The sequence below is a fragment of the Prevotella melaninogenica genome (assembly GCF_003609775.1).
GTDB lineage: Bacteria > Bacteroidota > Bacteroidia > Bacteroidales > Bacteroidaceae > Prevotella > Prevotella melaninogenica_A.
The window spans coordinates 331,310-355,986 of the sequence record NZ_AP018049.1 but is presented as its reverse complement, the minus strand read 5'-3'; the positions used below and the strand labels follow the sequence as shown (position 1 = coordinate 355,986).

The 24,677-nt window shown below is 41.1% G+C and carries 23 protein-coding genes; 13 read left to right on the top strand and 10 right to left on the bottom strand.

Features of this window, described 5'->3' with window-relative positions; translation table 11 throughout:
* The first annotated feature begins 43 nt into the window (after positions 1–43).
* Together PMEL_RS01295 and PMEL_RS01290 are read left to right on the top strand one after the other, a co-directional pair.
* On the top strand, positions 44–637 hold the full coding sequence (locus tag PMEL_RS01295; protein ID WP_120173631.1) for a chromate transporter: 594 nt from the start codon (positions 44–46) through the stop codon (positions 635–637).
* A gap of 160 nt (positions 638–797) precedes the next feature.
* The gene (locus tag PMEL_RS01290) at positions 798–1,373 is read left to right on the top strand and encodes a chromate transporter (RefSeq protein WP_120173630.1); all 576 of its coding nucleotides are present in this window, start codon (positions 798–800) and stop codon (positions 1,371–1,373) included.
* 507 nt (positions 1,374–1,880) lie between these two features.
* On the opposite strand, the gene rseP is transcribed toward PMEL_RS01290, so the two are convergent.
* From rseP to tsaB, 6 genes are read right to left on the bottom strand one after another with little or no spacing between them, the layout of a single operon-like run.
* Entirely contained in the window at positions 1,881–3,281 is a 1,401-nt protein-coding gene (gene rseP, locus PMEL_RS01285) for an RIP metalloprotease RseP (protein ID WP_120173629.1), read from the bottom strand.
* A gap of 14 nt (positions 3,282–3,295) precedes the next feature.
* Positions 3,296–4,453 (bottom strand): 1-deoxy-D-xylulose-5-phosphate reductoisomerase, encoded by a 1,158-nt coding sequence (locus tag PMEL_RS01280; protein WP_120173628.1) that lies wholly within the window; start codon positions 4,451–4,453, stop codon positions 3,296–3,298.
* Between the two features lie 25 nt (positions 4,454–4,478).
* Positions 4,479–5,000: a ribosome maturation factor RimM gene (gene rimM / locus PMEL_RS01275; RefSeq protein WP_120173627.1), complete on the bottom strand. Its 522-nt coding sequence runs from the start codon at positions 4,998–5,000 to the stop codon at positions 4,479–4,481.
* A gap of 28 nt (positions 5,001–5,028) precedes the next feature.
* Positions 5,029–6,342: a UDP-N-acetylglucosamine 1-carboxyvinyltransferase gene (murA, locus tag PMEL_RS01270; protein ID WP_120173626.1), complete on the bottom strand. Its 1,314-nt coding sequence runs from the start codon at positions 6,340–6,342 to the stop codon at positions 5,029–5,031.
* Between the two features lie 11 nt (positions 6,343–6,353).
* Entirely contained in the window at positions 6,354–6,953 is a 600-nt protein-coding gene (locus PMEL_RS01265; RefSeq protein ID WP_120173625.1) for a DUF4290 domain-containing protein, read from the bottom strand.
* Positions 6,954–7,009: 56 nt separating this feature from the next.
* The gene (gene tsaB / locus PMEL_RS01260; RefSeq protein WP_120173624.1) at positions 7,010–7,702 is read right to left on the bottom strand and encodes a tRNA (adenosine(37)-N6)-threonylcarbamoyltransferase complex dimerization subunit type 1 TsaB; all 693 of its coding nucleotides are present in this window, start codon (positions 7,700–7,702) and stop codon (positions 7,010–7,012) included.
* A gap of 90 nt (positions 7,703–7,792) precedes the next feature.
* Here tsaB and PMEL_RS01255 point away from each other — a divergent pair, with 90 nt between their 5' ends.
* From PMEL_RS01255 to PMEL_RS01200, 11 genes are all read left to right on the top strand, one after another.
* Complete coding sequence (locus tag PMEL_RS01255; protein WP_120173623.1) at positions 7,793–8,671, top strand: YicC/YloC family endoribonuclease; 879 nt, start codon at positions 7,793–7,795, stop codon at positions 8,669–8,671.
* Positions 8,672–8,968: 297 nt separating this feature from the next.
* Complete coding sequence (gene gmk / locus PMEL_RS01250) at positions 8,969–9,583, top strand: guanylate kinase (protein ID WP_120173622.1); 615 nt, start codon at positions 8,969–8,971, stop codon at positions 9,581–9,583.
* A gap of 166 nt (positions 9,584–9,749) precedes the next feature.
* Positions 9,750–10,397 carry a nicotinate (nicotinamide) nucleotide adenylyltransferase gene (nadD, locus tag PMEL_RS01245; RefSeq protein WP_120173621.1) on the top strand — a complete coding sequence of 216 codons (648 nt, stop codon included), beginning with the start codon at positions 9,750–9,752 and terminating at the stop codon, positions 10,395–10,397.
* 743 nt (positions 10,398–11,140) lie between these two features.
* Positions 11,141–12,994, top strand: a complete 1,854-nt coding sequence (locus PMEL_RS01235) for a sulfatase-like hydrolase/transferase (RefSeq protein ID WP_120173620.1) — start codon at positions 11,141–11,143, stop codon at positions 12,992–12,994.
* 86 nt (positions 12,995–13,080) lie between these two features.
* Positions 13,081–14,250, top strand: a complete 1,170-nt coding sequence (locus PMEL_RS01230; protein ID WP_120174601.1) for an acyltransferase family protein — start codon at positions 13,081–13,083, stop codon at positions 14,248–14,250.
* A 36-nt stretch (positions 14,251–14,286) separates the two neighbouring features.
* Positions 14,287–15,312: an acyltransferase family protein gene (locus tag PMEL_RS01225; RefSeq protein WP_120173619.1), complete on the top strand. Its 1,026-nt coding sequence runs from the start codon at positions 14,287–14,289 to the stop codon at positions 15,310–15,312.
* Positions 15,309–16,199, top strand: coding sequence for a decaprenyl-phosphate phosphoribosyltransferase (locus tag PMEL_RS01220; protein ID WP_120174600.1), 891 nt, complete (start codon positions 15,309–15,311; stop codon positions 16,197–16,199). The genes PMEL_RS01225 and PMEL_RS01220 overlap by 4 nt, the downstream gene beginning before the upstream one ends.
* A gap of 3 nt (positions 16,200–16,202) precedes the next feature.
* Entirely contained in the window at positions 16,203–16,808 is a 606-nt protein-coding gene (locus PMEL_RS01215; protein WP_120173618.1) for an HAD family hydrolase, read from the top strand.
* 1 nt (position 16,809) lies between these two features.
* A complete protein-coding gene (locus PMEL_RS01210; RefSeq protein ID WP_172586730.1) occupies positions 16,810–17,199 on the top strand; it encodes a GtrA family protein in 390 nt (129 codons plus the stop codon).
* A gap of 775 nt (positions 17,200–17,974) precedes the next feature.
* Complete coding sequence (locus tag PMEL_RS01205; RefSeq protein ID WP_120173617.1) at positions 17,975–19,327, top strand: DUF6080 domain-containing protein; 1,353 nt, start codon at positions 17,975–17,977, stop codon at positions 19,325–19,327.
* 9 nt (positions 19,328–19,336) lie between these two features.
* Positions 19,337–20,701: a DUF6080 domain-containing protein gene (locus tag PMEL_RS01200; RefSeq protein WP_120173616.1), complete on the top strand. Its 1,365-nt coding sequence runs from the start codon at positions 19,337–19,339 to the stop codon at positions 20,699–20,701.
* A 101-nt stretch (positions 20,702–20,802) separates the two neighbouring features.
* Here the strand turns inward: PMEL_RS01200 and PMEL_RS01195 are convergent, their stop codons facing one another.
* The 4 genes from PMEL_RS01195 to PMEL_RS01180 form a co-directional block, all read right to left on the bottom strand.
* Complete coding sequence (locus PMEL_RS01195) at positions 20,803–21,630, bottom strand: glycosyltransferase family 2 protein (RefSeq protein ID WP_231999393.1); 828 nt, start codon at positions 21,628–21,630, stop codon at positions 20,803–20,805.
* 17 nt (positions 21,631–21,647) lie between these two features.
* On the bottom strand, positions 21,648–22,211 hold the full coding sequence (locus PMEL_RS01190; protein WP_120173615.1) for a serine acetyltransferase: 564 nt from the start codon (positions 22,209–22,211) through the stop codon (positions 21,648–21,650).
* A 63-nt stretch (positions 22,212–22,274) separates the two neighbouring features.
* A complete protein-coding gene (locus PMEL_RS01185) occupies positions 22,275–23,714 on the bottom strand; it encodes a lipopolysaccharide biosynthesis protein (RefSeq protein ID WP_120173614.1) in 1,440 nt (479 codons plus the stop codon).
* Between the two features lie 258 nt (positions 23,715–23,972).
* Positions 23,973–24,494, bottom strand: coding sequence for a hypothetical protein (locus tag PMEL_RS01180; RefSeq protein WP_120173613.1), 522 nt, complete (start codon positions 24,492–24,494; stop codon positions 23,973–23,975).
* Between the last annotated feature and the right edge of the window lie 183 nt (positions 24,495–24,677).

The following is a 24,677-nucleotide window of genomic DNA, read 5'->3' as shown; positions in this document are numbered from 1 at the left end:
CTGTACCTCTCTAATATTGATTTCACTATAAAAACAAGACACAGTGGACAAAGATAACATTTCATCAACACCAAACACCCAACACCCATCACCCAAAGACTTCTACTGGGAAGCCTTCAAAACCTTCTTTAAGATTGGAGCCTTCACACTTGGCGGTGGTTATGCTATGATTTCGATTATTCAAAACGAGGTTGTAGTAAAGAAAAAGTGGATTCCCGAAGACCAGTTTGTTGACCTGATAGCTGTTGCACAAAGCTGTCCAGGTGTCCTTGCTGCAAACATCAGTGTGTTTGTAGGATATAAGATGCGGAAGACCCCAGGAGCCATTTGCACCTGCTTAGGCGCAATTCTCCCCTCTTTCCTTATCATTCTCTGCATCGCACTCTTCTTCCATCAGTTTATGGACATCCCATGGGTGGCAGCAATGTTCCGTGGAATACGCCCTGCAGTAGTTGCCTTGATAGCTGTACCAACCTTCACATTGGCTAAGAGTGCCAAAATATCGTTGGCAAATTGTTGGATTCCTATTGTTACCGCCATAGCCATTTGGCTGTTAGGCGTTAATCCCGTTTACCTCATTCTTACTGCTGGTTTGGGTGGATTCCTTTATGGGAAGTTTATTAAACCAACGGAGTAAGAAAGACCTCCCCCAGCCCCTCCAAAGGAGGGGAGAGCCTAACGGGATATACTTCGCAAAAGAAATATCGAACGGAACTTGCGAAGAATTAAATAGGCTAATGGGATAATTTTGGAAAGAACAGCACACCAAAAAACAGACTAATAACAGAAATAACAACATGATATACTTAGAACTTTTCTACACATTCTTTATCATCGGGCTCTTTGGATTCGGTGGAGGATATGGAATGTTATCACTGATACAAACAGAAACAGTTGTGAACCATCATTGGCTTAGCTCTGCTGAATTTACAAACATCGTTGCTGTATCACAGATGACGCCTGGCCCTATTGGCATCAACACTGCTACTTATTGCGGTTATACAGCTATACATAATGCAGGATTTGGCGCAGGAATGGCAGTATTAGGTAGTATCACCGCCACTGTAGCCCTTGTACTTCCTTCGGTCATAATGATGATTCTTATCAGTAAGATGTTCCTCAAATATATGAAGACTCCTATCGTGCAGTCAATCTTTTCAGGTCTACGCCCTGTTGTAGTAGGTCTATTAGCAGCTGCTACCTTATTATTATGTAATAAGGAGAATTTCTCTGCACCAAGTATTAACCCTTGGCAGTTTTGGATTAGCTTGTTCCTCTTTGCTGCAACCTTTGTCGGTACGATGTGGTTGAAGATAAACCCTATCCGCATGATATGTTATGCAGGCATTGCAGGAATAGTGTTGCTTTATTAAAGAATCCTCCCCCCTGCCTTTCTTCCATAAAGGAAGGGAGGGTGAAGACTACTAACATCGAAATATTCAACATTAAAGTGACAATATATAATTACGCAATATCTACCATAGTAGGCATTGCGTAATTTCTTATTAGGATATAGTAAGCTCATCATAACACATCCCTTACGAGTCAGGTTTTAGTGCTTACCGCTTCTAATAACACTTGCCATAGCCCTTTATAGCCACCTTTTATTATTGTGTTAAGGCTCCGCACCATTGGTGCTAAGCATGAACACCATTGGTGCGGAGCCTTAACACGTGCGCAGCATGTAGTAAAAATCCGAGTAGCCTACTGTAAAGAGAATAGCAAGTAAGGGAGAGAAAACGACTAAACCTTTATGAATAAGCGACAAGAATAAACAAAAATCACGCAATACTTGCTATAGCTTGTATTGCGTGACTTCGTATTAAGATACTATTAACGGTCTACTCTATGAGATTAAATCCGCTAAAGAAAACTTGTTCTTACATAAGATGCAACCAACGAAGAATGTCGTTAAGGTTGGCAAATATCATAAGGAGGATTAGGATGGTTATACCTACATACTCTGCACGTACCATGAACTTCTCTGAAGGTTTACGACGAGTAATCATCTCATAGAGAAGGAATACCACATGACCACCATCCAATGCAGGGATAGGAAGAATGTTCATGAAGGCAAGCATGATACTCAAGAAAGCTGTCATCGACCAGAACATATACCAGTCCCAGAATGGAGGGAAGAGACTACCGATAGCTCCGAAGCCACCTATACTCTTTGCACCATCTGCTGAAGCAAGGTAACGGAAGTTACCGACATAGCCACGCAGCACGTTCCAACCATGCTTTATACCTGCAGGGAAACTCTCAAAGAAGGAGTATTCCTCCTGTACAGGCTTATAATAACTTGCCAATGTTGACTGCAGAACACCCAACTTCAAGTCTGGTGTCAACATAAGTTTTAATGTATCGAGCTTTGCTGCGCCCTTATGCTGAACCGTCAGCACAACAGAACGAACTGCAAGAGAATCCTTATGCGTATTCTTCACTGCCAAGACATCACTCAAGACACCTGTCTGATAATTCATATCTGTCCATGTCTCAACTGGCTTTCCATTAATAGACTTAATGAGGTCGCCTGCCTTAATACCTGCTTTCGCTGCTGGTGTATCACCCAACACGCTATCCACCTGTGCAGGAATGAAAGGCTCCGCAAACAAAGGACGTGTCTTAATCATTGGCAGCATATCCATATCGCCAGGCAGAGTAATACTATGTTTCTTGCCATTACGCAATACGTCTACACGCTTTGCCTGTGCTATCTGACGGAAGAAATCGCCATTCACATTCGCATACTCACGGAAAGGACCTTGATCTGTTCCCAACATTACGTCATGGTCTTTAAACCCTAAAGCCTTAGCCTCAGCATTGAAACGCATACCCATACTCATGTCAGACACCTTGAAATAGCTGTCTCCCCATACAAACATCACCATTGAATAAATGAAGAGAGCGAGGACAAAGTTGACCAACACACCACCTATCATTATCAAAAGACGCTGCCAAGCTGGCTTTGTACGGAATTCCCATGGTTGTGGTTCCTGCTTCATCTGGTCGGTATCGAAGCTTTCATCAATCATTCCAGAAATCTTGCAGTAGCCACCCAGTGGCAACCATCCCATACCATATTCCGTATCGTCTTTCTTAGGTTTCCAACTAAAGAGTTTACCTTTCCACTTACCGATGCCCACATCGAAGAATACGAAGAACTTTTCAACGCGAACACCGAAAAGCTTCGCAAAGAACATGTGTCCGCCTTCATGCAGCAGGACAAGCAGAGAGATTGCCAGAATAAACTGAAGCAATCTGATCAGAAATGTTTCCATTATTTATCTATTCATTATTTATTATTCATAATCTCAAGTGCTACACGGCGTGCCTCCGCATCCGTCTGCACATAAACATCATAATCTGGGTTGCTATCAAAAGCAACAGTTTGCATTGCCTTCTCAATGATGTCGCCCATTGCCAAGAAACTACAAGCACCCTTACGGAACCCTTCGTTGACAATCTCATTGGCTGCATTGACAATACAAGGCATATTACCACCCTTATGGATAGACTCGTATGCCATTGCCAAACACTTAAACTTCTCTACATCAGGTTCAAAGAACTCTAACGGCTGACGGAAAAGGTCTAATCTATCGCCCCCTAATGGCAGACGCTGTGGGAACGAAAAGGCATACTGAATAGGCAATCGCATATCAGGAACACCCAACTGTGCTTTCACACCACCATCACAAAACTGTACCGCACTGTGGACAATAGACTGTGGATGAACCAACACTTGTATCTTATCAGCAGGAACACCGAAGAGCCACTTAGCTTCTATCACTTCGAAACCCTTGTTCATCAAAGATGCAGAGTCGATAGTAATCTTTGCTCCCATATCCCATGTTGGGTGTTTTAGGGCATCGGCTGCTGTAACACTCTTCAACTGTTCGTGGCTAAAAGTACGGAAAGGACCACCTGAACAAGTGAGAAGAATCTTCTCTATCTCATTCTCGTCCTCACCAACCAAACTCTGGAAGATAGCACTATGCTCACTATCTACAGGCAGGATAGGTACGTGGTACTGCTGAGCCAACTGAAGAATCAACTCTCCAGCAACAACAAGTGTCTCCTTGTTTGCCAAACATATCTTCTTCTTTGCTTTGATAGCGTGAATTGTTGGAGCAAGACCAGAATAGCCAACCATCGCTGTAAGTACCATATCTATTGATGGTGACTCAACGATATCCTCCAAAGCTTTACTACCTGCATACACCTTTATGTCAGGCATATCAGCTAATTCTTGTTTCAAAGCGTCATAGTAAGCCTCATCAGCAATGACAACCGCAGCAGGATTAAAGCGACGAGCCTGTTCTGCAAGTTCCTTCCAACGATGGTTGGCAGTAAGCGCATAAGCCTCATAAAGGTCAGGATGCTGACTGATAACATCAAGGGCTTGCGTGCCAATGCTACCTGTTGAGCCTAATATACAGATTTGTTGTTTCATTAATTCTTTTAGTTTATACTGCGAATCAGAGGTCAAGTAGTCCTGCTGGAATCCGCATCGTAATCGTCTTTGCCGCTATGTCTGTCGCAACAATAAGCTCGTCAGTAGCAGGAATGAGTATTTCCTCGCCTTCAGGTGTGCTCACTTCAAAGAGCGTATTGACAGTTGTTTCATCTACAGCAACAATCTTGCCAATCACATTATTCGTTGCTTCATCTATCAAGGAATAACCGACAATCTGCGCCCATGACATACCATCTGTCCCTTCTTCTGCCAACTTACGTGGGAAATAGACAATACATCCCGTCAGTTCGCGTGCTTGCGCATCGCTATCGATGTCACAGAACTTCATCAGGGCTATCTCATCAGAACGGAATCGGTATTCCTCCATAAAGAAAGGAACGAGGATTCCGTCAATGTCCAATATCAGGTAATCGGCATCTACCACATCAAAAACGTCATCGGAGAACTGCAACTGCAACTCTCCGTGTACGCCATGCGGCTTCCCGATGCGCCCAATCTTATAGACTTCTTCCTTCTTTATCATTGATATCTATTTACACCAACACAACTTACTAACAAACCTCTGCTCGATGAATCTTTGCACCAAGAGCATTGAGACGTCCTTCAATGTTCTCATATCCACGGTCGATCTGTGTAATGTTATCAATACGGCTTGTCCCTTGTGCGGTCAATGCAGCAATAAGTAATGCTATACCCGCACGAATATCAGGGCTTGACATACGACCTGCACGAAGTTTCTTGGCGTTATCATGACCAACAACTACGGCACGGTGGGGATCACAGAGAATAATCTGCGCACCCATATCAATAAGTTTATCTACAAAGAACAGACGACTCTCAAACATCTTCTGGTGGAAAAGTACACTACCCTGTGCCTGTGTAGCAACAACGAGCAACACAGAGATAAGGTCTGGTGTCAATCCTGGCCATGGAGCATCACTGATAGTCATAATCGTTCCATCAATGAAAGAGTCTATCACATAGTGGTCCTGACGTGGGATAAGAAGATCATCACCATCCTCAATTATCTGTATACCGAGTCGACGGAAGGTATCAAGTATCAATCCCAAATTAGGTACAGACACGTCTTTTATGCGAACGCCATCACCTATCATCGCAGCAATACCAATGAAAGAGCCTACCTCAATCATATCAGGCAGGATTCTATGTTCAGCAGTATGCAATTCCTTCACACCCTCAATAGTAATCAAGTTGCTGGCAATACCGCTAATCTTTGCGCCCATTGCATTAAGCATCTTACAGAGTTGCTGGATATAAGGCTCACAAGCAGCGTTATAAATTGTTGTTGTTCCTTCTGCTAACACTGCTGCCATAACAATATTGGCAGTACCCGTAACAGATGCTTCGTCTAAGAGCATATAGGTTCCAACAAGTTTATCAGCTTGTATCTCATATACATCACGGTCTTCAACACGCCCAAAGTGTGCACCAAGATTCTTGAATCCAAGGAAGTGGGTGTCCAAACGACGACGACCAATCTTGTCACCACCCGGCTTAGCTATCGTAGCCTTTCCAAAACGACCCAACAATGGACCTATCATCAAGACACTCCCACGCAGAGAAGAGCACTTCTTCACAAAGTCACTACTCTCCAAATAATCGAGGTTTACTTCGTCTGCTTGGAAAGAGAATTCATTAGGAGCGAGCTTCTTAACCTTCACACCGATATCCTGTAAAAGCTTGATGAGATTGTTTACATCAAGGATATCTGGAACGTTACGAATGATAACTTCTTCTGTTGTCAACAGGGTTGCGCAAATCACCTCCAAGGCTTCATTCTTTGCACCTTGTGGAGCAATCGTGCCACTCAGCCGATGTCCACCTTCTATGATAAAGGATTCCATGTGTCGTTATATTACTTTTTCTTCTTATTACGAGGCTGAGCAAATTCTCTCGCATTAATTTTCTCAAACTTGAATGTATCAAGATCTAACTGAATCTTACCATCTGTATAGCGAGCAAGGTCTGAAGCTATCTTCTCATCATCACAAGTACCATGTCCCCACTGCATCAGACTACGTTTCATCTGATTAGCAACCGAACGCACGAATGCATCCCGACGAGTCCCTGGTTCCATTGTCTTCAGCTCTTCAAAAGCTTCAAACAACAATTTTCCATAGTGTCTTACAGGAATATTCGACATCGGATAACTCATTGGCTCTGGCTTAGTAGCAATCTTCAAAGCCTCTGACACATCACAAGGATAGTCAATATCTAACTCAAAGTTAGCCATCAATGCCAAATGATCCCAGAGCTTCTCCATGTGATCAAAGTTACTACGGTTCTGGACATTCATCCTATCCATAATGGAAATGATGGTTTCTGCACACCGCTGACGCTCTTCCTTTGTAGGGAGGCCAATGGCATAATCTACCATGTTTTGTATCTCTCGCCCATACTGTGGCAGTATGAGTCGCTCTCGCTGTGTGTTATAATCTAATCCTTCTATATTCATTGAATGATGAATGTTTCATTTTAAGTGATGACGGCAGGCCTATTATAAAGCCTTATCTACAGCAATGGCTTTGCCTGCTTAGCAACAAAGTCTTTGAGATAGAATGGAACGAAGTAAGCTACATCCTCAAACCTCTCTTGTGCAATACGCTTCTCTGCCAATGGGAACATATTCTTAGCCAAAGCATCAATACCCTTGATTAGGTGTGCATTAGGATGATAGATAATCTCCATGCACTTCTCTGCGCCATTACCGAAGAAGTAAACAGGACCACGCTCAAGGTATTCCTTGTAGGTATTCTCGTCTACTACATCTGCCTGAATGCCACGAACCTCTTTCAAGGCACGGTCATATACAGCAGAATAAACCTCCATACGGCGCGCATCAATCATTGGAACGAGAAGAGCATTCTCTTCTATCTCCTCATGATGAAGCAATACTGGCACTGCCAACAGCTCTAACGTAGGTACTGCCAACAGCTTTACGCCACGTCCATAGCAGATTCCCTTTGCCATAGACACACCAACACGCAATCCAGTATATGAACCTGGACCACCACTAACTGCCACTGCATCGAGTGGCAAGCCATTATCATCTATAAAGGCAAGTGCCTCATCTACAAATGTTCCTAACTTTTCTCTATGCTTAGGATCGAGCGTATCTTGCTTATCGAAAATACAAGCTCCATCCTGACTTACTGCAACAGAGCACACATTTGTACTCGTATCAATATTTAATATACAAGACATAAAAATCAATTATGTTCTAAATAACTTGCAAATATACTCTTTTTATTCCACATTTTTTGTACATTTGCAAAAAATTAACGCGAAAAGCTCATGATACTATCAATGACTGGCTATGGCAAAGCTGTTGTAGCCTACAAGGAAAAGAAAATCAATGTTGAGGTGAAATCACTTAATAGTAAGTCACTCGACCTCTCAGCACGCATCGCACCCCTCTACAGAGAAAAGGAAATGGAAATCCGTCGTCTCCTTGCACAGAAGTTAGAGCGTGGTAAGGTTGACTTCTCCCTATGGGTTGAAAAGGAGTCAACTGTTGACGCCACTCCTATCAACGCGGCTCTGATAGAGAATTATTATAAACAAATTAAGGCTATCTCTGCATCTACAGGTATCCCAGAACCTGAGGATTGGTTTACTACACTCCTTCGTCTTCCTGACGTAACAGCAAAAACAGAAGTTGAGGTTTTAGATGACGAGGAATGGGAAGTAGCACAGCAGGCTATCAACGAGGCTATTGAAAAGCTCACCGAATTCCGCAAACAAGAAGGAGCTGCTCTACAAAAGAAGTTTACTGAGAAGATTGACAATATTGCTAACCTTTTGAAGAGCATCGAACCTTTTGAAAAGAGTCGTGTACCAAAGATTAGAGAAAAGATTATCGATGGTCTTAAACAGATTCCAGAGGTTGACTACGATAAGAACCGTCTTGAGCAGGAACTGATTTATTATATTGAGAAACTTGATATCAACGAGGAGAAGCAGCGACTGACAAACCACCTCAAATACTTCCATGAAACAATGAAAGAGAGTGGTCATGGTGTTGGCAAAAAGCTCGGTTTCATCGCACAAGAAATGGGACGCGAAATCAATACCACTGGCTCTAAGAGCAATCAAGCAGAGATGCAGAACATCGTTGTTAAGATGAAGGACGAGTTGGAGCAGATAAAGGAACAGGTTTTGAATGCGTTGTAAACGCAGGTTAACCAGCCTTTTTAAAGTGACTGATAATGCTGTAATAAGCTACATTGCACTAATTTGAAACAGCATTATCAGTCACTTCTATCAAATTTTCTTCACGAAAAGAATTATTTATTTTCACGAAGAAAAATATTTATTATCATGAAAAAAAATATTTTCTTTCATGATAATAATTTGAAATTAAGACATTGTACCGTTTGAAAAGATGATTTATAACTGTACAAAAGGGCTTCTCTAACAACATAAAATCATATAGTTCAAAATACTCACACTATCCTATACTCACCCAATATGGTAACAACAAAAAACACAACATCAAATATTCAAGATTCTGCCTGCGGCAGATTACTCATCCTCTCCGCACCTTCTGGCGCTGGTAAGAGTACCATCGTTCAGTGGTTAATGAAGGAACATCCTGAATTGAAGTTAGCTTTCTCTATCAGTTGTACAACCCGCGCACCACGTGGTACGGAGCAGAATGGCGTGGAATATATCTTCCTTTCACCGGAACAGTTCAAAGAGAAGATAGCTAATGGCGAGTTTCTCGAGTATGAAGAGGTTTATGAGGACCGCTTTTATGGTACATTGAAGTCACAGGTGGAGAGCCAGTCAGCTGCTGGTCAGAATGTTGTTTTCGATGTTGACGTAAAGGGTGGATGTAATATTAAAAAGTTCTATGGCGATCGTGCCTTGAGTCTTTTCATTCAGCCTCCATCTGTTGAAGAACTCCGTCGTCGCCTTGTTGGCAGACAGACAGATAGTGCTGAAGCTATCGAAAGCCGACTTGCTAAGGCTTCTTACGAACTTACCTTTTCTGAGAAGTTCGACAAGATTATCGTTAATGATGACCTTGAGAAAGCAAAGCAAGAAACTTATGAGGTTGTTAAGGCGTTTTTAGAGGGATAAAGAAAGCCTCCCCCAGCCCCTCCGAAAGGAGGGGAGCCTCAATCCAACAAGAAGAATAAGAAGGGAGTATTTGTTATATAGTTTAGATCCTCCATAGTTGTTCAGACATATAAACTACTGTAGCCATCAGCCCATAACAGAACAGTTAAAGCCTCAGAACATCGTCATGAAACCATCATCTCACTTCACTCCTATTAGCACTCCCCTCCCTTCGGAGGGGTTGGGGGAGGCTACCCCTTTATCGGGGGAGGCTTCCATCGGCATTTTTGGTGGTTCATTCAATCCCATCCACAACGGACATATAGCCCTTGCCAAAGCCTTTCTTGAAGAAGAAAACTTAGATGAGGTATGGTTTATGGTTTCCCCTCAAAATCCATTCAAGGTTAACCAGCAGCTTTTAGCTGACCATCTCCGCTTGGAATTAGTACGTAAGGCGACTGCTGATAACCCACACTTTAAGGCTTCGGACTATGAATTCCAACTTCCGAAACCTTCCTATACATGGAACACCTTACAGCATCTCTGTAAAGATTTCCCTACTTATCGCTTCACACTTCTCGTTGGTGGCGACAACTGGGAAGCCTTTGACCAATGGTATCATGCTGATGATATTCTTGCTAATTACAACATCGTTGTTTACCCTCGACGCGGACAAGAGGTTGATATAACCTCCTTGCCTACAAACGTTAGTCTACTTCAGACACCACTCATCGACATCAGTAGCACCGACATCCGTCATCGAGTTGAACACGGAGAGGACATCAGCGGCTTAGTCCCCAAAGTGATTGAAAAGGATGTATTGGAACTTTATTAGCTACCTAATACCTTTATAAACCTCTAACTAAAGAATACTTACTTGCCAACATTATATTTTAAGGATCTTCCGTTAAAAGCATAGATTGTATATATAAAGGCTTATACACTTGCATGGAATAACTATCCAAAATTAGATAGACTTACAAAGGGTGATAAACTACAAGCTAAAATGCAGAAATGGCAAATAAATACGATGTCTACCCATTGTCATGTCTATCCTTCTTCTACAAACAGCTGATTCCCATATAAAGCGACACTTGTAAATTATTTTCGTTCATCTCAAAACCAACACATGCTCTTTTAGCTTTGAAAAGACGCCCAATAAGATTGCAAAAGATGCCCTTTTGAAGTCTTACTAACGCCCTTTTGAAGTCTTATTAAGCACCTTTTGTTGCACAACTTTATAACAAACTGATTTACTGATGGTTACAAGCTCACTTTTCAAACGTATTATTTTCTTTATTTGTAGATGTTTTACATGAAGTTATGTCATAATTTTTCAACACCTTATCTACAAATTTTCGAAGTGCTTACATGAAAGTTTTTCTGTATTGGAAGATGAGTAAAATAGACTGCCAAGACAGTTTTGACTATGTTTTTTCATAAAGACTAACTCCGATTCTTTCGTTGAAGCTATACGAAAAATGACCACACTTTTAACGGAAGAACCATTATTTTATCCCTAAGCTTTGACTTATACTAAAAATAGTGTTAACTTTGCAAGTAAATACATACGTCTACATGAAATTTATTAAACATGCAGTCAGCTTACTGAATAAGGCTTATCAGCCAATTAAGGACAACGCCTCATTCTTTTTCTTCATGTACCTTATCGGTATATTAGTATCATACGCGGAGTTGCCTACCAACAACCCCAACGCTACCGTATACAGCAATCTATGGTTAGAGTTGTTTCTCGACCTATACGTTATATGCATCATTCTCACACTAATTCCTCTAAAGGTTCGCCGATGGATTCGTGCTTTTTTGTATATCATCGCATACTGCACAAGCCTTACCGACCTATTCTGTTGGGTTAAATTCCAATCAACGTTAAATCCATCAATGCTCCTGCTTGTCGGAGAGACCGATGAACGTGAGGCAAGCGAGTTTTTCAGTAGCTATTTTACGTCCGACCTTATCCTTTCAAGCATAGGACTACTACTACTCGTTATGTTGATCCATATTCTAACAGCATTTTGGAAGAGGATAAAACTCCCACCAGCAATCAGCTACAAAATCACAGTGGCGAAACAAATCATTGACCATAGCCACCACATCCTTGGCGGTATTTGCCTCGTATTTCTTGGTTGGGCGGTTGAATCATCTGCCCACAATAAGAAAGAAATGGTGCAAATGTTCTCTTTAGACACTATCGGTTCTGTAGAACATGAACTGACAACCGCAGATTGTGCACAGTTCTATCTACCCGTTTATCGACTTGCATTTAGTGTCTTTTCCAATCAGTTAGCATCGCAACAAATCGACCGTCTTATCGAAGCAAAAGACAAGATGAGTGTAGATAGTTGTTCGTTCAAATCGCCAAATATTGTCCTTATCATCGGTGAAAGCTACGGAAAGCTCCATTCACAACAGTATGGTTACTTCATGCCAACAACCCCTCGGCAGATTAAACGTGAGAAGTCGGGATTGCTTGTACCCTTCAATGATGTCGTAGCACCATGGAACCTGACCAGCTTCGTGTTTAAGAATGTCTTTTCTCTACACGTTGTTGGACAGGAAGGTGACTGGTGTGATTATCCACTCTTTCCTTCACTTTTCCGCAAGGCAGGCTATCATGTAACCTTTATCACCAATCAGTTCTTGCCAAAGGCTAAGCAGGCTGTATATGATTTCAGTGGTGGATTCTTCCTTAATCATCCGGAACTTTCCGAAGCAATGTTCGATTCTCGCAATCAACAATTATACCGATTTGATCGCGGTTTGCTCGATGATTACGATAAAAATCAACAGCAACACAATATCGATCACAACCTCATTATCTTCCACCTTCTCGGTCAACATGTCAAATACAATCAGCGTTTCCCAAGCGATCGTCGCCACTTTAAGGCAGAAGACTACACAAAGAAGCGTGCCGATCTTAATGGAAAACAGCGAAAGGTATTGGCTGACTACGACAATGCTATCCTATATAATGACTCTATTGTCGATGCAATTATCAGTCGTTTTGAGGACAAGGAGGCTATCATTATCTATATGCCTGATCATGGAGAAGAATGCTATGAGGGTAATCGTGGGTTCATCTGTCGTAACCACTCTGCAGCTATCGACTACGACTTGGCACGTTATGAGTTTGAAATACCTTTCTGGATATTCTGCACTTACAAGTATGCTGCCAAGCATCCAGACATTTTCAAAGAAATCATCGGAGCTAAGAACCGTCGTTTTATGACGGATGCACTACCACACATGCTACTTTATTTAGGTGGTATTCATACAAAAGACTATCATGCTGAGTATAATATTCTTAGTCCACAATACAACGAAAATAGACCGAGAATACTAAAGAATACAACCGATTACGATAAACTATCCCCACCTTCTGACCAAGAGTCGCTCTTCAAAAAGAAGTAGAAATCAATCTGCAAGACGAACCTTTACATAGGAATTTGGACAGAAACAACCAAGAGAGAAGCTTAGATTACAACATAACAAAGACAATGTTTAATAAGATATTTAGCTCTGAAGATAGCAAACTTTCGTCCTTTTCATCGACAGGGAACGACGTCGAGAAACTCACTCGGACGGAATGTAATGCATTGAGAGGACTTGCCATCATAGGTATTTTCCTACACAACTACTGCCATTGGTTGCGACCAGTGGTAAAGGAGAACGAATATCAGTATATCCAACGCAATGTAGATAACCTTTATCAAGTGTTACAAGGTTCATGGGATGAACTTTTCTTCTTCCATATCCTTTCGTTCTTCGGGCATTATGGCGTACCTATCTTCCTCTTCCTTTCAGCTTACGGCTTGACAATGAAGTACGAACAAAAACTGCCAACGGGTCGTACAAACAATCAAGAGGCACAACCCACACTTCCGCTTTTCGGTTTCATCAAATATCATTGGCTGAAACTTTTCCGCATGATGATTGTCGGCTTCGTTGCATTCACAATGGTAGATAATATCACAAAAGGTCCACACCTATACAAGGTAATGGATATTATTGGTCAAATGGGGCTTTTCAACAACCTACTTCCCCACCCTGACGACGTTATTTGGCCGGGACCTTATTGGTTCTTTGGCCTCATGTTGCAGCTATACATTGTCTATCGCCTACTACTCTACCGCCGACATTGGTTGTGGAATGTAGGTTTAATAGTTCTCTGCCTTGCTGTTCAATTAGCTTGCGACCCAGAGAGTGACGCTTTGAACCGCTGGAGATATAACTTTATCGGTGGAATGCTACCTTTTGGGGCAGGTTTACTTTATGCGAGATATGTACGCCCTTGGAGTACAGCTACCAACTTTGTAGCCTTCATTCTCTCCATGATTGCAATTCTGCTGATGAGTTTCAGCTATCTAACTTGGTACTTTGTGCCCCTCGCTATTTGCATCGCTTCCATTACATTTGTGAAGTTGATAAGTCGTTTAGAAGTAGCTATCGGCTGCAAAAGCCTATCCTTCATGAATATTCTTTCATGGGTTGGTAGCATTTCAGCAGCCCTTTTTGTTTGTCATCCTATCACAAGAAAGATATTTATACCTATCTCAAAAGCAGGTGACTATTGGACAGGACTCCTACTTTATACCATTGTATCTCTCTGTTTAGCATGGCTATTCAAGGAGTTGATGAAGAAGATTCCAAATCCAAAGTTAAAATAAAAGCTATAAGAAATATACGATTTCATCGCAAAAAGAATGAAAATAAAAGACATCGAATTAGCCAACATAAGCCGTTATCGCGGTGAATTGATGGGAGTAGCCATACTCTTCGTCATCCTCTTCCATGTGGGTTTACCACGCGAGGATGCCTTCTTTGGATTGAAGAGGATGGGTAACATCGGTGTAGACTTCTTCCTTTTCTTGAGCGGTATGGGCTTATGGTTTGCTTGGACAAAGAACCCTTCGCTACGACAATTCTATCTCCGCCGCTTCCTGCGTATCTATCCAACATGGTTCCTTATAGCCTGTTTGTATTATATCCCAGACTATCTCAAGCTTGAACTCACAGGACATCACGGACAAAGTACAAATATCATCGATCTCATCGGGGATATAACAATCAACTGGGACTTCTGGCTACATGATGAACTTACCTTTTGGTATATCCCTGCAATCATGTTCTTTTATCTTGTCAGTCCGTTTTATATGCGCCTCATCATCAAGCATCCCACGTATCGATGGCTACCCATAGTGATGATCATGTGGTGTATTATCGTGCAATATGTTACCCCTATCCACGAAACAGTAGGTCACTTGGAAATATTCTGGAGCCGAATCCCCATATTCTTCCTTGGAATAAATATCGCAGCAGCAGTGAAACGAAAGGAAACTATAGGTGCCTCATCTATATGGATGTTAGGAGTAATCTTCCTCATAACACTTGCTTCGTGTATCTTCCTTGAACAAGTAAAACACGGACAGTTCCCACTTTTCCTTGAACGTATGCTCTATATCCCGCTTACAATTACAGCAATAATCCTTTTGACCTATGTCTTTAGCTATATGCCAAAGTATATCAACAAGACGCTTACACTGTTCGGCACTTTAAGTTTAGAGCTTTATCTGATTCATGCCCACTTCGTATTGGATTATCTTGAGCGCAACAATTGGGCTTACTGGCCTACCTTCTTTGCCGCTACAGCCATCACCTTGCCACTTGCATGGCTTTTGCATACAGCAATCGAACAAATAATAACCCCTATAGAGAAAAGGATAAAATGAAATACCTCATACAACTTATACGTCCACATCAGTGGATAAAGAATCTCATTGTTCTTCTCCCTGTCTTCTTTGGAGGAGCATTACTACAATGGGATGCGGTCTATTCGGCTCTGATAACAGCAATGGCATTTAGCCTAACTGCCTCATCTATCTACTGCCTAAATGACATTGTAGACATCAATGACGACCGCCAGCATCCTATAAAATGTCACCGTCCGATGGCATCGGGTGCTGTCAGTATTGTACAAGGCTATATCTTGATGGGATTGATGTTCATTCTCTCGATGAGTTCGACCTTTTTATTACCAGCCCACCAAGTAGAAACAGCCAGCGTGATACTCTTTTATTGGCTTCTAAACATTGCTTATTGCCTCCGCCTAAAACGATATGCAATCATTGACGTATGTATCGTTGCCTTCGGTTTTGTACTTCGTATTCTTGCTGGAGGACATGCCACAAACATACAGTTGAGTAAGTGGATTGTGCTAATGACCTTCCTTTTAATGCTCTTCTTATCATTTGCAAAACGACGTGACGATGTTGTAAGAATGAACGAAACAGGACATGCACCTCGCCAGAATACTATTCGTTATAATCTCACCTTCATCAATCAAGCCATTACGATAACAGCGAGTGTTACCCTTGTGTGCTATATTATGTACACCATGAGTCCTGAAACCATTCAGAATTTCCACACAGATCACCTTTATTTGACCAGTGTATTCGTTCTCTTAGGACTGCTCCGCTATGTCCAGATTTCTGTGGTTGACAAGAAGAGTGGTGACCCTACAAAGGTGATGCTACACGACCGTTTTATGCAACTCATCGTTTTAGCCTTCGGTTTGGCATTCCTCTTCATTATCTACGTACTTAAGAATATCCAATAGGACATGAGAAAGATATATGCTTTCGACTTCGATGGCACATTGACTACTAAGGACACTCTCCTTGAATTTATCCACTTTGCAAAAGGAAGCGGACAAATGTTCCGTGGTTTTCTACTCTTTTCGCCCCTTCTCATACTGATGAAACTTCATCTTTTCCCTAACTGGAAGGTAAAGCAGAAGATATTTTCTTACTTCTTCAAAGGGATGAAGATTGACGATTTCAACGCACTTTGCACACGCTTTGCTAAACAAAACAGACATCTACTTCGCCCTGCTGGAATAGAGAAAGTAAGACAGACTATTGACAAGGAACATACTACTGTACTCATCATCAGTGCAAGTATCGACAACTGGGTACGACCTTTTTTCGATGAAATCGACAAAAAGACACAGGTGTTAGGAACTCAGATTGAAATAAAAGAAGGTCGCCTAACAGGACAATTTACCACCAAAAACTGCTATGGAGAGGAAAAGGTCAACCGCCTTACGGCACTTTATCCACATCGTGAAGCCTACTACTTAATTGCCTTCGGAGATAGTAGAGGCGATAAAGAATTACTTGCCTTCGCAGACAAAGGCTTTTACAAACCTTTCAGAAACAAGAAATAGGATGCTGAAGAATGAGATAAAGAACAAGGAAAAGCTCGGTGAAATCGTACGTTTTATCATCGTTGGATCATCAGCTGCAGCCATACAATACGGTACATATCTGCTGTTAATATGCTGGCTACAGCCACTCATTGCAAATACTATAGCCTACCTTGTTAGCTTTACATTCAACTATATTGCATCTACACGTTACACCTTTCGCGTAAAGTCCACGACAAAACGAGGCGCAGGCTTTATCTTTTCGCATATCATCAATTATCTTTTACAGAGTGCCTGCCTACAATTCTTCCTCTGGTTAGGGTTCAGCAAGCAGATAGCATTGATTCCTATGTTTGCTATCTGTGTACCAATCAACTTCCTTTTAGTGCGCTTTTTCTTACATAAAAAGTAAGGTTTTAGACCTTAATAAGGGTTTCCGTTAAACACATAGACACTTTTTCGTATAGCATTAATGCTAAACCAAAGATAATAGATTAAACGAATAGACAACCAAGATAGTCTTGACTGTCTATTTTATTCACCCTCCGACACTGATAACCATTTCTTTTAACACTTCAAGAATGTGTAGATAGGATGCTGAAAAATCATTACATTAATTCATTTAAAACACCTAAAATAAAGCAGAATATTAAGCATAAAAAGCAAGGTTGCAACCAGCAGTAAATCAATTGGTTACAAAGTCGTGCAAGAAAAGGTGCTTAATAAGACTTCAAAAGGGCGTTAGTAACACTTCAAAAGGGCATCTTTTGCAAGCTTATTAGGCGTCTTTTCAAAGCTAAAAGAGCATGTATTGGTTTTGAGTTGTATAAAAATAGTTTACAAAACTTAATTGAAACGTGAATAAAATGGTTGTTGAAGCGGAAAGATATTGTAGTCAATAGACATTGTCTTTATTGCCCTTTTCTACCTTTTATCTTGTAACTTGCCCCCTTCTAAAATCATTAGCTTTTAGATAATCATAGCATGTAAGCATAAAATCTTTATACTATATTCAATCTATAGATTTAACGGAAAAACCTAAAAAGCCCCTTCATCAGCTTCTTTTTACATAAAAAGAACTTGTCATTCCAAACTGAGAGCATTTTACGATACACGTTCTTCTCCTTTTTTCCTTTGTTTAATCTGCTTTAATTTGTACCTTTGCAGTGATTAATCAAAGCTATTCAATGCACATACTCAACATATTCAAGGTGAAGAAAGAGGAATGCTGGCTGGTATTTATTATGCTGGCTGTATTCCTCACATTCAACATATTGCTCATCACCAGCCATTATCACGTCTACACAATGGGTGCACATGGCGGTTTTTGGAGCATCTTTACCAAGAATTTCCGTATGTCAGGCTATGATAACTGGTCATGGATTACCATTTCAGGGATGCGTATTCACTTTATAACTTCGCGCCATCCATTGTATCTCACCTTCCTTTATCCGCTTTACTTATTAAACCACTGGCTCATAGAAGTCTTCGGACATAACTTTGCCGTGTATTTCATGGCAGCCATTATCGTATTCTCAGCCTTCTATGCAGCCGTATTCGCCTATCGCATCTTCCGTGAAGTGATGGAATTGAGGAGATTTGACTCAACACTCCTTACCGTACTCCTTCTCTCTTTCGGACACATTCTCATACCGTCAATGGTACCCGATCACTTCATTGTATCAATGATGTTCCTTTTGATGACATTGTATATTTGCGGCAAAAAGATGAAGAAAGGAGAACTTTTAACGGCTTGGCAGTCACTCCTTCTAACCTTTTTCACTGCCGGGCTGGCTACTTCCAACGGTGCTAAAATATTCCTTGCAGGATTATTTACGAACCAAAAGAAGTTCTTTACATGGAAATATATCAGCATTGGAGTCATCCTTCCATGCCTCTTATTGATTGGAATTCAGCAATCACAATACTACCTTTTGGAAGTTCCTCAGAAGGCTGTTATTAGCAATATTGAGAAAGTAAAACGCCAAAAAGACCCAAAGGGGGTGGAAGATTTCTATAAAAAGCGTAATGCTTGGCAGAAGACTCATTTAGGTCAGACCATGTCAAAGGAATCGATGCTTGACTGGCTTGACACCTCAACACCACGTACAAGGACATTGGTAGAGAACTTCTTTGGTGAGTCTATCCAGCTACACCAGCGTTACCTACTAAAAGATGTAGCATGGGACCGTCCTGTTTTCGTCGCCTATAATTGGATAACAAACTACGTGATAGAAGCGATAATGGTCGTACTATTTGTCTTAGGCATTATCTTCGGTTGTCGGAAACGCTTCTTCCAAATGTTGTTAGCGTGGTTTGCCTGCGATATAACCTTGCATCTCATTCTTGGCTTTGGTATAACTGAGGTTTACATCATGGCTTCAGGATGGGCATTCATCATTCCGATAGCCTATGGTTATCTTATGAAAGGACTATCACACAGATATCGCCAAATGTTGCGAGGTCTGCTATTAGTGATTACCATCTTCCTCTGGGTATACAACGGAGGACTAACTGCTAACTATCTACTAAACTTATAGGAGGGAGTCATGCGTAATATCTTTGCTATTAAACGTGGTGAAAGGCTTCTATGCTTGGTGTCATTCCTTGCTTTCGTAGCCCTAAACTGGTTGATGATAGCCTATAACTACGGCTTATTTACCAGAGGAGGGAACCTTGGTTTCTGGGGATTATTCTTTGACCATTACACGGTATCAGGCTATGATAACCTCTCTTATATGACCATATCACGATGGAAGATTTATTATCAGCTCTATCGACATCCCTTACTACCAACGTTTTTCTACCCCTTCTATCTCCTCAACCACTGGCTAATGGACCTTACGCATACAAATTATGCGATATTCATCGTGGCTTTTTTCAATGTATTGACCGCTACCTATAGTTGTCTTTTTATCTATCGAATCTTTACAGAAGTGCAAGAATTAAGGAAGAAAGACGCCCTCTTACTGACGATTTTCTTCTTCTCTTTTGCTTCTATCCTACTGACATCGTTTGTACCTGACCATTTCATCTTCTCGCTTTTCTTCCTAACCATGACACTGTACATTGCTGGAAGAGCGATGAAATGGGAAGATGGGCGCATGAAAGCATGGCAAACAATGCTTTTATCCTTCTTTGCAACGGGTATTACTTTTACCAATATCGCAAAGATTGGCTTAGCTAATTTATTTGTTAACGGCAAGCGTACCTTCCGTATTAAGCACTTCTTCTTAGCCTTTATCCTTCCTCTTGGCGCACTTTTCGCTATCTATTCGTATCAACAAACAACTTTCGTTGAGCCAGATGCCAAACTACAAGCAAGAGTAAAGGAAAAGAAATTAAAGAAAGACCAGAAGTTTGCAGCCAAGTATGAGAAGCAACATGAATTCATGAAGAGCCGTACTGGAACGCAAGTGGCAAACAACAGATTCTTTGAATGGACCGACTTATCAAGTTCGAGAACTGATGCTATCATAGAAAATCTCTTTGGAGAAAGCATACAACTTCACCAAGAACATGTGTTGGAGGATGTAAACAAGTCGCGCCCCATCATTGTCAGATACAGCAGTGTACTCAATTACATAGCTGAAGCCATGATAATAATATTGTTTTTAGGCGGAATCATCGTGGGAAGAAAGGAAAAGTTCCTACAGTTATGTATGGCTTGGTTTGCCACAGACATCGCCCTTCACATCATTCTTGGCTTCGGTATCATCGAGGTTTATATTATGGGTGCACACTGGTTGTTCGTTATTCCGATAGCAATTACTTACTTATTTAAGTGCATCAGACAAAGACGTGTGCTGATAGGTGCAAGACTACTTATCGCCACACTGAGCCTTGCTTTAATGATATATAACCTCAGCCTCATCATTCCTTTCATGCTACGAGGATTTGTTGCACCGCATTAAAAGATATCATCCCAACATAAACAAAAACGACTTCCCTAACCATTAAGGAAGTCTTTTTTGTATTCTTAATCACTCTTGGTGAACTCAAAAGCAAGTGTAAACTAAAGATTCTCTTTGTAAGCTGTAACAGGTTTACCACAATATTGCCATTTTCTTATGGCATTACGGTACATACAACCATCTAATATCTTATAGAGTTTGAAGAAAGGACGGTATAATTTTCCATTTTCAGGTAAATACTTACCATGATACATCTCACGAAGTGCATCTGTATCACGTGTCCAAATGTTTCCTCCTTGTGCTGTCTTAGTATCAGGATAGATACGAATAGCACCAAGGTTGCGGTTAATACGTCTTACTTTCAGACCCGCTTCATATACTCTTATCAGCCATTCCACATCCATCTTAGCATGGAAAGACTCATCAATATAGCCGATTTTATCGAATATCTCACGCTTCCAGAACATTCCCGGCTGCGAGATATTATAACAACCATGGCGGAAGAAGAAGTGATTCATTACGATATGCGTGAAGTTGATAATCTTTCCTTCTTTGTCAATCTCAACCGTATAGCCATTGGCAAAGTCTGTATCGGGATGATCATGATAGAACTTTGCTACAGTATGTAATGTTCCGGGCAATAGTACATCATCACTATTAATCCAGCAGACGATGTCACCTGTTGCCCTACGCATACCCTTATTGATAGCATCGCTCTGTCCCTTGTCCTTCTCACTGCACCACCATGTAATCTTATCAGAGTACTTCTTCAATATTTCCACGGTTTCATCGGTAGATCCACCATCACAAACAAGATACTCCAAGTTAGGATATTGCTGTCCGATGACCGATTGTATCGTTGCCTCTATGAACTGTCCTTGGTTATAGGAAGGTGTTACAACTGTTATCTTTGGATATTCCATCATCATTATATTTTAAGCTCCAACTATGCTTGTTTTACTATTCTTGCAGGATTACCGACCACAGTACAGCCATCAGGCACGTCCTTAAAGACAACAGCACCAGCCCCTATCGTCACATTATTACCAATTCGGATAGGTCCAAAAACCGTTGCTCCTGTCATTATCTTCACATTATCACCTATCACAGGGCGACCTTCTTGCCCCTCATGATGTCCTGTTCCTAAGGTTACTAACTGAAGACAATAGAAGTTCTTACCGATGCTTTCGGCATTTAGATAGGTAGCATAGTTATGTTCAAAATGAGCACCTTTGCCAATAGAGGGGCACCAGATGTTCAATGTTCGTTCGCCAGGACACAGCCATTTAATAGGTGTTGCCATATATTCACCTATTCTATAATAGAAAAGATTACGGAAGGTACGCTCGCGCGTCATTACCTTCACGAAGTTACATACCCCACGTTTACGGTCCTGCACTTGTAGCAGGTCGTCATCAATCTTCCCACTATTCAACTTATATAGTAGGATATGTGGAATCAACCTTAGGGAGGACGCGGTAAGTATTACGCCTTGAACAAATGGGTTCATCTTCTCTTTTTTATGCAAATTTACAACTTATTCCTTAATATACCAAGTTCTCGTTTCTTACTATCATTTACGACGACGCAGATAGTTCATACACTCCACGAGTAACTGCGAGCCTGCCCACTTCATGATAAAGAAGTAAAGCACAGCTGCCATAAGGATTCTGACAATCAATAGTAAGAGGAGATTATGAATGAAAGAGGTTGCAAAATAAGTGATGACCATTACTGCTACCGATGCTAAAAGGTAAGGACTAATATCTTTCAGAACATCAAAAAGGCGCAAACCCGTCTCTCTTCCGGCAAAGAACTGCCATACAAAGAGCCATAAGACGGTTACAATAGTATAAGCACTTACCATAAACAAAACTCCCTGCTGATAGCAACCAATCACAAAGACTATCTGTACAATGATTAAAGCTATCGTACACCACATATAAACAACAGACTTACCACGACTAAGGATAAGATTTTGATACATCGTGTAGAATGGTAAAAAAGCACCGCTAATACAGAGGATTCGTAGCAAAGGAATACTCTCTATCCATTTATCTGATATAAGAAGAATGATAAATTCGTGCGATATCATCGCCAATCCAAACATAGCAGGAAAGACTAAGAATGCCGTAAAACGAAGCATCTTACGGAACACATTCACCTGCCTTTCTGGGTCTTTGTTCACCTCGACAAGCACTGGTTGCGCTACCTGCGACACCGTTCCAGACACAAAGGTGCTTGCCATTGTATCCCACTTGAAGGCTTGAGAGAAGTTTCCCACTACCTTTGCAGAATATAAACGACCGAAGATAAAGGTTAGAATATTCTGACTAATCGTATTGACAATCGTCGTCACAAGAATCTTATAACTAAAGGAAAACATCTTCTTTACAGGGGTAAAGTCAATGCGAAAAGAGGGTCGCCAAGGAATGATAAAGAAACGCCACAGACTCGTAAGACTGATATAAAGCACTTGCTGCCAAGCCAAACTCCAATAAGCATAACCCTTTAAAGCTAAGATAATTCCTACCACACCCGAGATAAAAAGGCAGGTGATACGCAGCAGAGCAGTCTCTTTGACCATCATATTTTTGAAAAGATAAGCTGCAGGAGCCGTACCTAATGAGGAGAAAAGCAATGATACAAAGACGAAACGGGATAGACTGATAAGCTCTGGATGATGAAAGAAAGCTGCAATCAAAGGGGCTGAAAAGAAGAGGGTTGTATATGAAATCCAACCCATTATAGCACTAAACCAAAAGACAGAGTTATAATCATTATCCGTTGGACGCTCCATATTAGCAAGTGCTGCAGTAAACCCACTTTCCTGCAATGCCCCTGCAATCGCTGTAAACACAGCTAACATTCCTACCAATCCATAGTCAGCTGGTGTGAGCAGACGTGCCAAAAAGATTCCAATGACAATATTCAAGAGCTGCATTGTACCATTGTTCAATGCACCCCAAAAGAGTCCTTTGGCTGTTTTCTCCTTGAGTGTTTCTTTTTCCATTAGCTTTTGTATCTCTATGATACACTGTTTCTTATATCCTTCTCAAAATATATTCTATCTTAAAAAGAGGTCAGTTGCCTTCTGACAAATAAGGTTCCCTTCATGAAAGTACTTGTTATCGCAGATGGAGAAAAGGAAGATATTATTTCCTCCTTCCCACAATATTAGGCAAAACCTATCTAACATGCAAATGTAACGCTTTTCTTTGGAAAAGCCAAATCCCACATACTTTGGGATAGCAAAGAACCTATCCGATAGCTATTTTTTTCTCTCTTGCTCCTTAAGAAAGTCTTCAATAGCTGCTGTACTTTTTAACTTATTCGTATCAATATCATGAAGTTCACTGAAATAGACTTCATGATAGAATGGGCCACAGCGTTCCATGATCTGTATCTTATCCACCTGTGTTGCGAATAGTGCATTAAGAATCGTTACCCGATACTTATCGTCTTCAAACGTTATCTTGGTTGAATCATTTTTTAAGTTCCACAACCAACCAAAGAGTAGTTGCGCAATGATAATGAAAGGAATGCTCACCCATAACATGGTATACAAACAACCTATAGCGGCATTACCCTCTTCCTTCCACCTCCGCTTGATATAGCGGATAAGAAAGAAAAGCAATATCCAAGGTAAAGTGCAGACAACTATGATATCCGCATCACTCCATAACCTCCAAGGTGATACGCAATTGAGTACCAACCACACTACCTCAAGCCACAACAAGCAACTGAGTAGTTTTCTGACCATCCAATAAATCTTATGCTTTCCACTCAACATTTCCTATATAAGCGTAATCTCTTTCTATGTTTTATACAATCAGTTACAACCTCACTTACCGTTTTTAATTGGTGTGTAATTACTCCGCACATGTGGTGCGGAGGGCAAACACCATTGGTGCGAAGCATAAACACCACTCGTGCGGAGGGCAAGCACCAACACTAACAGCAATCAAGTAAGCAC

Excerpts from the sequence above, each read along its gene's own strand:
- PMEL_RS01290 (WP_120173630.1), top strand. The coding sequence starts at position 798 with ATGATATACTTAGAACTTTTCTACACATTCTTTATCATCGGGCTCTTT.
- rseP (WP_120173629.1), bottom strand. The coding sequence starts at position 3,281 with ATGGAAACATTTCTGATCAGATTGCTTCAGTTTATTCTGGCAATCTCT.
- PMEL_RS01280 (WP_120173628.1), bottom strand. The coding sequence starts at position 4,453 with ATGAAACAACAAATCTGTATATTAGGCTCAACAGGTAGCATTGGCACG.
- rimM (WP_120173627.1), bottom strand. The coding sequence starts at position 5,000 with ATGATAAAGAAGGAAGAAGTCTATAAGATTGGGCGCATCGGGAAGCCG.
- murA (WP_120173626.1), bottom strand. The coding sequence starts at position 6,342 with ATGGAATCCTTTATCATAGAAGGTGGACATCGGCTGAGTGGCACGATT.
- PMEL_RS01265 (WP_120173625.1), bottom strand. The coding sequence starts at position 6,953 with ATGAATATAGAAGGATTAGATTATAACACACAGCGAGAGCGACTCATA.
- tsaB (WP_120173624.1), bottom strand. The coding sequence starts at position 7,702 with ATGTCTTGTATATTAAATATTGATACGAGTACAAATGTGTGCTCTGTT.
- PMEL_RS01255 (WP_120173623.1), top strand. The coding sequence starts at position 7,793 with ATGATACTATCAATGACTGGCTATGGCAAAGCTGTTGTAGCCTACAAG.
- gmk (WP_120173622.1), top strand. The coding sequence starts at position 8,969 with ATGGTAACAACAAAAAACACAACATCAAATATTCAAGATTCTGCCTGC.
- nadD (WP_120173621.1), top strand. The coding sequence starts at position 9,750 with ATGAAACCATCATCTCACTTCACTCCTATTAGCACTCCCCTCCCTTCG.
- PMEL_RS01235 (WP_120173620.1), top strand. The coding sequence starts at position 11,141 with ATGAAATTTATTAAACATGCAGTCAGCTTACTGAATAAGGCTTATCAG.
- PMEL_RS01230 (WP_120174601.1), top strand. The coding sequence starts at position 13,081 with ATGTTTAATAAGATATTTAGCTCTGAAGATAGCAAACTTTCGTCCTTT.
- PMEL_RS01225 (WP_120173619.1), top strand. The coding sequence starts at position 14,287 with ATGAAAATAAAAGACATCGAATTAGCCAACATAAGCCGTTATCGCGGT.
- PMEL_RS01220 (WP_120174600.1), top strand. The coding sequence starts at position 15,309 with ATGAAATACCTCATACAACTTATACGTCCACATCAGTGGATAAAGAAT.
- PMEL_RS01215 (WP_120173618.1), top strand. The coding sequence starts at position 16,203 with ATGAGAAAGATATATGCTTTCGACTTCGATGGCACATTGACTACTAAG.
- PMEL_RS01210 (WP_172586730.1), top strand. The coding sequence starts at position 16,810 with ATGCTGAAGAATGAGATAAAGAACAAGGAAAAGCTCGGTGAAATCGTA.
- PMEL_RS01205 (WP_120173617.1), top strand. The coding sequence starts at position 17,975 with ATGCACATACTCAACATATTCAAGGTGAAGAAAGAGGAATGCTGGCTG.
- PMEL_RS01200 (WP_120173616.1), top strand. The coding sequence starts at position 19,337 with ATGCGTAATATCTTTGCTATTAAACGTGGTGAAAGGCTTCTATGCTTG.
- PMEL_RS01195 (WP_231999393.1), bottom strand. The coding sequence starts at position 21,630 with ATGATGATGGAATATCCAAAGATAACAGTTGTAACACCTTCCTATAAC.
- PMEL_RS01190 (WP_120173615.1), bottom strand. The coding sequence starts at position 22,211 with ATGAACCCATTTGTTCAAGGCGTAATACTTACCGCGTCCTCCCTAAGG.
- PMEL_RS01185 (WP_120173614.1), bottom strand. The coding sequence starts at position 23,714 with ATGGAAAAAGAAACACTCAAGGAGAAAACAGCCAAAGGACTCTTTTGG.
- PMEL_RS01180 (WP_120173613.1), bottom strand. The coding sequence starts at position 24,494 with ATGTTGAGTGGAAAGCATAAGATTTATTGGATGGTCAGAAAACTACTC.